At 55.7% G+C, this 9,386-nt stretch carries 7 protein-coding genes; all 7 read right to left on the reverse strand.

Translation table 11 applies throughout. From position 1 onward, the window contains the following. Window positions 1-1,503: ImcF-related family protein (locus BHE01S_RS35465; protein WP_042273097.1), on the reverse strand; the 1,503-nt coding region annotated here is incomplete at its 3' end. Window positions 1,504-1,601: 98 nt separating this feature from the next. Continuing rightward, the gene (locus BHE01S_RS37525) at window positions 1,602-1,907 is read right to left on the reverse strand and encodes a PAAR domain-containing protein (RefSeq protein ID WP_321898915.1); all 306 of its coding nucleotides are present in this window, start codon (window positions 1,905-1,907) and stop codon (window positions 1,602-1,604) included. Window positions 1,908-1,980: 73 nt separating this feature from the next. Then, a complete protein-coding gene (locus BHE01S_RS35470) occupies window positions 1,981-3,228 on the reverse strand; it encodes a hypothetical protein (RefSeq protein WP_042273093.1) in 1,248 nt (415 codons plus the stop codon). A 212-nt stretch (window positions 3,229-3,440) separates the two neighbouring features. Beyond that, window positions 3,441-4,529: a T6SS immunity protein Tli4 family protein gene (locus tag BHE01S_RS35475; protein ID WP_042273094.1), complete on the reverse strand. Its 1,089-nt coding sequence runs from the start codon at window positions 4,527-4,529 to the stop codon at window positions 3,441-3,443. Continuing rightward, window positions 4,526-6,133 (reverse strand): lipase/acyltransferase domain-containing protein, encoded by a 1,608-nt coding sequence (locus tag BHE01S_RS35480; RefSeq protein ID WP_042273099.1) that lies wholly within the window; start codon window positions 6,131-6,133, stop codon window positions 4,526-4,528. Before BHE01S_RS35480 ends, BHE01S_RS35475 begins: the two co-directional genes overlap by 4 nt. A 962-nt stretch (window positions 6,134-7,095) precedes the next feature. After that, window positions 7,096-8,166 (reverse strand): T6SS immunity protein Tli4 family protein, encoded by a 1,071-nt coding sequence (locus BHE01S_RS35485; RefSeq protein ID WP_157025868.1) that lies wholly within the window; start codon window positions 8,164-8,166, stop codon window positions 7,096-7,098. 157 nt (window positions 8,167-8,323) lie between these two features. After that, window positions 8,324-9,386: DUF2345 domain-containing protein (locus BHE01S_RS35490; RefSeq protein WP_042273101.1), on the reverse strand; the 1,063-nt coding region annotated here is incomplete at its 5' end.

Below are 9,386 nucleotides of genomic sequence, written 5' to 3' on the forward strand. Positions count from 1 at the left end.
GTCGTACGCGGCCTGTGCCTGGGCGGTGCCGCCGCTCGCGATTTCTTCGTCGGACATGGCGGCGAGTTGGTGCAGACGGTCTTCGAGCTTCTGACGGATCGGGCCGACGAGGATGCGACCCGCGGCGTTCTCGTAGCCGGGCCACAGAGCGCTGAACAGCGCGCTGTCGTGGTTCAGACCGAAGCGTGAGGTCCACGGTGCACCATCGCGCCGGCGTATTTCAAGCGTGTCGATCTGCTTGTCGAGATCATCCAGCGCCTGCATTGCCTGCGTGGGGGGCGGGTTGCCCGATAGCCTGATGAGCGTGTGTCTGGCCGTGCCGATCGTTGCGCGGCTGGTAAACCCCGATATCATCGTACCGGCCATCCAGAGGCCCATCGCGACCGTTGCGATCCACGCTGCAGTGCTCGAAAGCGAGAAGCCCACGCGGCGCCCGTGGACCGTGCGGCTGTGATCCGCGACCGCCTGCCAGATCGAGCGGTGCCGCGGCTCGGGCTGCCTCTCCTCTTCTTCAGCTCTTTCGACGTCGGCAGGAGGATCCAGATCCCGCTCCCTGAAGAGCGGCGCGAACAGGAGTCCATGCACGGCATGCTGCCAGTAGCGCGATCGCGCGGTCTGCGTCACGAGTCCCGAAAGGGCACTGCCCAGCCGTTCGATGTGTTGCGACAGTTCAGCGGGGTAACGGTCGGCCCGGTCCGCAGCCAGGCGCACGACACCAGCGTCCGCGAGATGGTAGGCGAGCCGTTGCAGCGATATGCTGATTTCGTCAGCGCAGGTTCGCGCATTCGACCAGGTGAAGCCGATGGCCTCGTCGGACCCTGAGGGCTCGGTGCCGAAATCGGTGACGTTGAGCAGATACGCGGGCGCCGCCCAACGCAGGGCACGAGCATGACGGCCGAGGCGTTGCGAAAGTTCTTCTGTGTCGAACGGTAAGGTAGCGGAATTGCGGTCGCGCGTCACGGCCACGATGGCGTCGACCGGGCGCCGCCGGCGCAGGCGACGGATCTGTTCGAGCCAAGCCGTATCGAGTGTGCTGCCCGTCTGCTTTGCATAGAGCAGCACCGCATTTCCGGTGAGAGCGTAACCGGTATCGGTCAGCCCTGGCGCAAGGCGTTTCACCAGGGGCTCGTCGCCTGCGACGAGGATCCATCGTTCGCGGTAATTCCAGCGCCAGCCATGGCGATCTCGAAGGTTGTTCCGCAGCGCTGCCGCCCAAGTACGCTCTACTGATGCACTGTCATCAAGTTGCCCGGAAGACAAATTCAACTGTTTCAGGACCCAATGCCGGACTCGCCTTGCGGCCACGGCCGGGCGCGACGAAGCATCGAAGCTGACCAACAGAAAGAGCAGAACAAAGATGATGCAGATAGCGACAATCCATCCAGCACGCTTTTCAGCAGAGTGTAAACCCATCCACGAGTCGCCTCTGAACCAGATCAGCAATCCAGGCAGGACGACCACTATGAGGACGCTCAGAATGTCGATCCGGAACTTGCGCAGCATATTCTGATAAAAGTTGAAAAGTGATTTCCGGTATTCCGGCAGCCAACCCCTTCATTTTCGGCAACCGGAGAGACTAAATCGTTACCCGTGGCACTCGCTCAGCAATCAACGTGAGACGTGTTTTGCGAGGAAAGCAGACGTGGTGGCGGATCGCATTTGCACATACACAGGTCATCGCTGAGTGCACCCTCCCTTCCGTCTGCCCCCTTGTTCGGCAAGCGCGGTCCGTCGCAAACGATATGTCCCATCGACTGGCATTCAGGACACCAGACATCATCGTACTCATACGCCTGCTCGCGATCATCGACCCTGTCGTTGGGGTCGCCCCCCATCACAGTCCCGTCTGCCGTTGTTCGATCGCCTTTCAGAATGTCATACCTGCGGACCAAGATTTGTTCCCCCACGTTGTACCTGGAACGGAGCGTAATGCCGCTCCGCGATCACCACGCTCAGCCGAGCATACGCACCGGCTTCGCACTACTTGATGTTTCGAATGACCGAAAAGCATTCGCCAGCTTTACCTGCTGTCACAATGAGTTGCGGCGCGTTTTCCTCGATAGCCGATTGGGCCGCGCACACGACGTTAAGCCACGGTGCGACCTTCCCAGCATGGCCGACCATATAGTCGAGGTTAGTGGGCTTCGTACCAATACCCGCCTGAACCACCGCTTTGGTAGCGGCATTCATCGCAGAAGCATCAAGTCCACCTTGCCAGATCCGCTTGACTTCACCTGCCTCGATGCATCCCCATTGCAAGGCACGCGAGAGGGCTTCGCTGACGGAACAGTCAGCTGTTCCATTCGGCCGATGCAGCATGGCAGCCGGTGCAAGATTGAGTCTTCGCCATGCAACTTCGGGAACGAGAAGAAGCGCAACAACGGCCTCCGCACTTCCGTCGGGCGGAAGCGCCTGATGAACCGCATTCAGCCGAACACCGACCAGAAGCCGGGCTTCTTCATCGAGCTTCCGGTTGAGCCGGTCAAGCCACGCGTCCACATACATGAGATCGGGAATTTCCGGTAAGACACGGGCCAAGGCCGGCCGAAGATCGGACATCGCCCACTGTCTGTTCCAGATAGCCTGCGCGTCGTCTGTATCTGCAATGCCTGGTAGCATCAGTTCGACTTTCAACCTCAATTCGGCCGGGAGCAAGCGCACAGCGTCCGCAACCGCATCGACCACCGTGCCGAACGCCCATGTCAGAACATAACGTTGACGCGTGCCGTCCTCCTTGAATCGACTCCCATGCTCGTCTGAGTCCGGCTTCTCGAACCAGCGCGCATTGACAGGCGGCGAATCCGGCTTTGGGGCAATCTGTGGTTCAAGCTTGACAGATTCATTCATCAATTTGCTGAAGTCGTCATCTTTTTCCTCGCTCGAAAACCGGTAAGTCGCTGCAAGGACAGCAAGCGCTTTGCTTGCGCGGTCAAATACATCGTTCCGGTAGGCCTTGCTGGCCCTGTTCCACTCGATGGCGTCCAGACGACGCCCCTCATAAACGCTATAACGCCGCAAGACAACGAACGCCGCGAGACCAAACGGATAAACCGTGACGCAGGTCCAGAACCATGGCGTTTGTGTGGGCTCACCTTTCGGCCAGAGAAGCAAAACCGCGAAAACACCGAGAAAAGCGATGACAAAGAAAGCGACTGTCCATCGCAGTCGGGACGGCGGCTCATCGGGTACAGGTTCATCCGGCGGAAGTCGGTCAAAGTCAACAGACATAGTCGATCCTTTAAAAACCATTGGGGCGTGGTGACGGAGTATGGGGAACTACGTTCCATAGTGCGACCGCTTCATGGGCGTGAGAAATGCGGTATATGAGGAGATTCTCCACGTCGAGCTTCCAGGAATTTTTTGCGATTCACTTTGTATTCCGAATTTATGTATCACCACCCCCGACGAACTCGCACGATGGCCTATTAGTCAGTGATTCCCTAGAAGCCATTCGGACGAGGACGAAGTGTGCGTGAAACGGCGTCCCACAAAGAAACAGCTTCGCCCTCCGTCAGCGAGGCTTTCTTGATTGAATCGGCCTGGGCGACGAAATTCGGGGATCCGGTACTCATGCCCAGCAGCAAATACGGTGTAAGCGCACCACCCTTATAGTTGGCTTCCAGGGAAAACTGGTGTCCAGGTACCGGAGGGTTGGCTAGTGTCAGTGCTCCCACCAAGGCTTCGTCAGCAGTAATGCCCCCAGCGAGATCAAAAGACCCCATCCGGATAAGACGACCGTCAGCGGCTTTCATTGCTTCGCGGACTTCCTCCCCCTTCATACGCTGTGGAAGCGTATCGTTTGCTTCCAGGTTAGCAAAGGTCTCCACATTGAAATCTACATCCGGCTTGTCAGGCAGCACAAAATCCGTGTGAATCTCCTCATCTACGGAGACCGCCTTGCCGGGCAAAAAACCACCGATGAAACAGACCCCCGGCACTGTCGGAATGACATCTTCCGGTCTTCCCTGAAGCTTCTCGATCAGGTCAAACGCCAGACGCTTCTTTTGGGGCAGGTTGTTTTTGTCAGGGTCATTTTTGATTAGAGGTTCGTCCTTGAACCTTGAATTGGTCCAATCTGACCCCACGGTACTCAGAGCGATCTGATACCCATGATCCCATTTGTAGGCTTCGGTTACACGAGTTGCATCGCTTGAGGAAAAGGGATTTCCCAAAGATACAAAATATTGACCATGCTCAACGTTGTGTATCTTGCCGGAGTCGTACAAAAACTGATAGCCAGCGGGACTCTTCGTCGCCTTAAGTTCGGTCTCCCGTAGCTTCATGTCGCGGTTGAACTGTTCCAGTGACTTGGGTTCAGCCTTGACCATGACACCCTGTAGCTTTGCGAAGCCAACAGACCTCATATTGCCCGGCAAGTCGATCAGATACCGACCTACGCAGTGAGTCTTCAATTCAGTAATCGCTTCCGTCACAACCCTGTTCTCCTGTTCAGTGAGGACCGTTGTCTTCTGCCCGCAGGCAGCCGTTAGCAGCGCCAAGACGAGCGCACCGGCCCTGGTTGCTCTCATGACTTGTATTCCATCGTGGTGCCCTGAACGTTGCCAACAATCCGCACAATGGCCCACAGTGCAAAAAGTTGGGCTGGATGCGGCTTGGGCGACGGGTTATACGCTCCTTCGTGGTCAATACCCTCAAACCCAATGCATGCCTTGGCGAACTTCGCCGGCGCACGTCCCGAACGAACGGGTACTGTACCGTCACCATTCTCGCTTGCAGGCTGGATATCAAATGTCTTTGTGATTCGCCCATAGTTTGTTTGGCCAGCAACTATATCAATGGTGCCGACACGATCGTCTGCAACGGGGAATTTGTTCATCGCGCTATATTGGGGACTATCCAGAAGCGAATTGGCATCTTTCCATAGTGAAGGCGTACGTCTGCATTTCCACACCACGTCGCCCCACGTCTTGTGCTTGGCATCATCGCCGTAAAACGTGTATGAATGAACGTGATAACGGCGACTTATGGCTGCGTGAAATGGAATGACGCTGTCTTTTATCAAACTGGTAAACTGCGACCAGTCTTGTTCAACACTCTTCTTGGTCGTATCGATCGGATTGATGATCTGTTCATCAACGAGCGCCCACCACACTTTGCGTTTTGTGTAGATTTCGGAATAAGGGTCGCCCTTCTCCGGCAGCGGAGGCACCGGAAGCTCACCGTCCTCGATTTTCAACCATCCATTTCCATAGTCTGCACTCGGCAACAATTGCAATGCGCCTGGAGACTGGGCAAATACCGCAGTAATTTCCTCAGCCGTCGCGCCCAGCACGTGACTTGTGATATTGCCTTTAACGGTGCCGTCTGACTCCGTACCAGACTTCACCCGCTTGTAGGCCGTAGCCGAACCGGTCGCTGGCATCACTCCATGCACGATCCCAAGAATCTTGTCGTGATACCCGGCAAACTCTGAGCAATGGCGCGCAACCAGTCCTCCCATCGAATGGGTCACGACAATCACCTTGTCGCACCGACCAATCTTGCGATATCCGCCCATAATCCGGTCGATCTCCCTTGCGAGAAACAGGGATCCGTCCTCGTTCGACTGAAGCCAGTTATAACCCACTGCATGGACAGGCATGCGATACCGGTAGGACAGCCCGATTTCAGCTTTCGTTAGTTTTTCCAGGCCAGGCGCAATGATCATTTCTTCCAGACTCGCTCGCAGACCTTTCTTTCCATGATCAGTACCAGGATGGCAATCATCCAGTGCGTTCTGCAGCCAGACCAGCCAGTCACCATAGCTTTTTTTCGAAACAGTGCCCCAGCCCCGATCCTTCATTTGAGCTGGAGTCAACGGCGAGCCTTCCGGAAGGGCGCCGTCGCCATAAACTTTTGTTTTGGATGGGTCTAGCGTCAACTTGCGATAAGCGGCATTCTTTGTTGCCCACGGAAGCATGCCCGCAGGGCTGTTCACGACCCAGACTGGTTTGCCATTGGTGGCGCACAGATTGCTTCCCATGATCCCTGGCACAAATATGACCGGAATGACCCGATCGGGAATCATGTAACACACTGCTGTACTGCTGTCTGGTGCAGATGTTACGGATACGTAATGCCTGGATCCGTCGTCAGCTACCGTGCCAGGGACAACGCGTTCGCTGGTTGCCATGCCTTGAGACTCCATTTTTGAATTAAACGTGGTCTGCGCCGTTGCACACTCGATCCAGATCAAGCCGATTCATTGTCAATCCGAAGACGTACGCTTTCAGCCAACAACGCACGCTGGAGGCTCGTCTTACCGGCAGAGTCGGTAGTCCCCTGGATGACGCTATCATCCGCCCTCTCTGCCGTCGGCGCCCTTGTTTGCGCCAGCGCGGCCCATCGCACACGATTCGCCCTATCGACTCACACTCAGGACACCAGACTTCATCCCATTCTTGCGCCTGCTCGCGATCGCCAACCCGATCGTTGGAATCGCCACCCATCACGGACCCTTCCGCCGTGGTGCGATCGCCTTTCAGAATTTCATATCTCCGTACCATGATTTGACCTCCTAGATGTTGTTGCAAACCGAGCGTCATGCCGCTTCGATATCAGTGTGCTCAGAGGAATCCTCATGTCGGCTTCCGCCACTACTTGATGTCTCGAATGACCGAGAAGCATGCCCCGGCCTTGCCGGCAGTCGTGACAAGTTGGGGCACTCCGTCCTCAATTGCTGCCGTGGCCGCACACGCGACATCCAGCCACGGCGCGACCTCCCCAGCATGGCCACCATGTGGTCGATATTCGTCATCTTCGCGTCGACACCTACCTGAACCACCGCTTTGACTGCGGCATTAGCCGCAGGAGCATTAAGCCCGCTTTGCCAGATTCGTTTGACTTCACTTGACACGACACGTCCCTATCGTAAAGCACGCGCGAGCGCATCGCTTAGCGGACAATCAAGTTTCCCGTTCGGTCGATGCAACATGGCGATAGGCTCTAAATTAAACTTTCGACATACGGCTTCCAGCGCAAGAAGAAGCGCGACAACCGCTTCCGCGCTTCCGTCGGGCGGCAGGGCCCGATGAACGGGATTCAGCTGAACGCGAACGCGGCAAGACCGAGTGGATAGACCGCATTGCCGCACCCTTAAAAGCCGTTAGGGCGCGTGCGAAGCGTACGGGAAATAACATCCCACAATGCAACTGCCTCGTTTTCGCTGATGGACGGGCCCTTGATTCGATCTTGCATGAATGCATTAGGCGAGCCCGTCTCCAGATCGAGTATCAACAGTGGCGATTGGGCACTGCTTGTCATTGAATTCGCTTCTAGTGTGAAAGTGTTCCCTGACACGCCAAAAACAGTCTTGCTGGCCAGGAGCCATTCCTCAGCGCCGATGCCAGATAGCGCGACTGCGCCTTTCCGTATCGTTCTCCCGTCAACTAACTGCAAACCGGAATTGATCTGGTCATCACGCTGCAACAACGTGTTCGACTCTCGAATACTGGAATCACTTTCGAATCCGATGCTCACATCGCGATTCCCGTCAAGCACGAACTGCGCCCATGCATTCTCGTTGTCGGCAGGTTTCCCGGAAAGAAAGGTACCAAGAACGCAAAGACCGGGCTCCGCGGGAATGTCGTCGTCAGCACGCCAACGTAGACGATTTACAAGATTGAATACGAGACGGGTCTTTTCAGGCACATCGTTCTTCACTTTGAACTGTTGAATTGCCGGATCATTTGTCTGATCGGGATGAAGGTAGTCGTATCCTTCAATCCCGAACTTGAAGCGGTATCCGTGATCCCACTTGTACGCTTCAAAAACGCGACGACCTTCCCCATCACTCACGTTCCCCCGATAAATGAAATAATGGGTTTCTGGTCCATTTACCTCATCATCGGCGTAGAGAAACGGATAGGGATCAATGCTCTTCGTTCCACGCAGTTCCGCTTTTCGGTTCATAACTTCCCGCAAATACGCTTCATGCGACATTGCCTCCGACTCGATCGTCACGCCCTGAACTTTCGCACCGCCGGAAACCAGTGCATCGGCAGGCATGTCAATAAGATATCGACCGACGCAACGCGTTTTGAGGTTCTCAGTTAGCTGACTCACGTTATGTTTCTCCTTTTCGGTCAAAACGGCTGACTGTCGTCCGCATGCGGCCATGATGAGTAATAGCAGAAAAAGTAACGCCGCTATGGGGCGAATATTCATTAGGCGTACTCCAGTACCGTACCCTTGACGTTAGTCACGATCCGGGTAACAGCCCATTCGCGATTGTTGCGGGGATGATACGTTCATTAGTCTCCATTTCTCGATATTTCCCTTTCGAAAATAGACCAAGCTTTCACCGTTACGTATCCAATCCGAATCAAGCCGATTTACTGTCGATACGAAGACGTACGCTTTCCGCGAACAGCGCACGCTGCAGGCTCGTCTTGCCTGCCGAATCGGTTGCACCCTGGATGACGCTGCCATCATCCCGAACGATCGAAAATTTCTGACCTGTCACGGGGTCATCACTGAAGGGCCACCTCAGAGTGAATTCCTCATCGAATGGCGCATGCTTCCAGTTGTTGACGGTTTCAGCGAGCGAACTTGGTCCCTGCCGGCTAAAAGCGGCCGACTTGATTGTGCGGTTGCCACGTGTGCCGTCTTCGATGCCCGTTGACGACAGCCGGATGTACGAACCTCCACATTTGAGCAGGAGTTCTTCTTTTGCCTCAATGGTGACACGACCGTTCGCACTGCTGATTCGCATGTTCTTGTCGGAGATCAGGTCCATTTCGTCACTCTGGGCTTGTATTTCAATTTTCCCCTGCCTGGCAATAGCCTTCAGTCCCAGCTTTTCCGAGAAGAACGAAATCAGTTCACCAGCCGCTACCGTAAACCGCTTCAGCACCCCGAAATCTGCGCTACCAGCGGCCGTCGCGATGAGATTTTTCTGCGCACTGAGTTGCAGACTGTCGTTGGACACCAGTCCAATTCCATCCGGAGCACTGAGTAGAATTCCAGCCTTTTTGAGATCGGTCAGCGTCCCTTCGAAAAGTTCGCGCTGACGTTGATAGTCGGCTGCAACTGCCTGGGCAGTCTGAGCGGCTTCGGAGAGTGCCTCCATCTGGTGCAGGGCCTGTTCAAGCAAACCCTGAGCCCCCTCCATGGCAAGCTGCCGTCCGTTCGCTGCGGGCTGTGCCTCGGACGAAACAAGGACGCCCTTCGCGCCACGCACCGCCACGTGCTCGTCCGAGCGCAGTTCCGCCCCCTGCCCCCGCTCCTTGCGATCAACATCGACCATATGCCCAAGATTGAGCTCGCTAGTCTGGAAAGGCGTCGTGAGGTGAATGTGCTCGACACCTTCCTTGTCCTCCATCCGCAACTCATTCTGGGCTGCCGTGCGAATGAGATTTCGCGTGTTGTTAAGGTTATTGACAAGG

It is taken from the genome of Paraburkholderia heleia NBRC 101817 (assembly GCF_000739775.1).
Classification (GTDB): domain Bacteria; phylum Pseudomonadota; class Gammaproteobacteria; order Burkholderiales; family Burkholderiaceae; genus Paraburkholderia; species Paraburkholderia heleia.

What these genes read in the sequence shown, in the direction of transcription:
- BHE01S_RS35470 (WP_042273093.1), bottom strand. Translation starts at nt 3,228, where the DNA reads ATGTCTGTTGACTTTGACCGACTTCCGCCGGATGAACCTGTACCCGAT.
- BHE01S_RS35485 (WP_157025868.1), bottom strand. Translation starts at nt 8,166, where the DNA reads ATGAATATTCGCCCCATAGCGGCGTTACTTTTTCTGCTATTACTCATC.
- BHE01S_RS35480 (WP_042273099.1), bottom strand. Translation starts at nt 6,133, where the DNA reads ATGGCAACCAGCGAACGCGTTGTCCCTGGCACGGTAGCTGACGACGGA.
- BHE01S_RS35475 (WP_042273094.1), bottom strand. Translation starts at nt 4,529, where the DNA reads ATGAGAGCAACCAGGGCCGGTGCGCTCGTCTTGGCGCTGCTAACGGCT.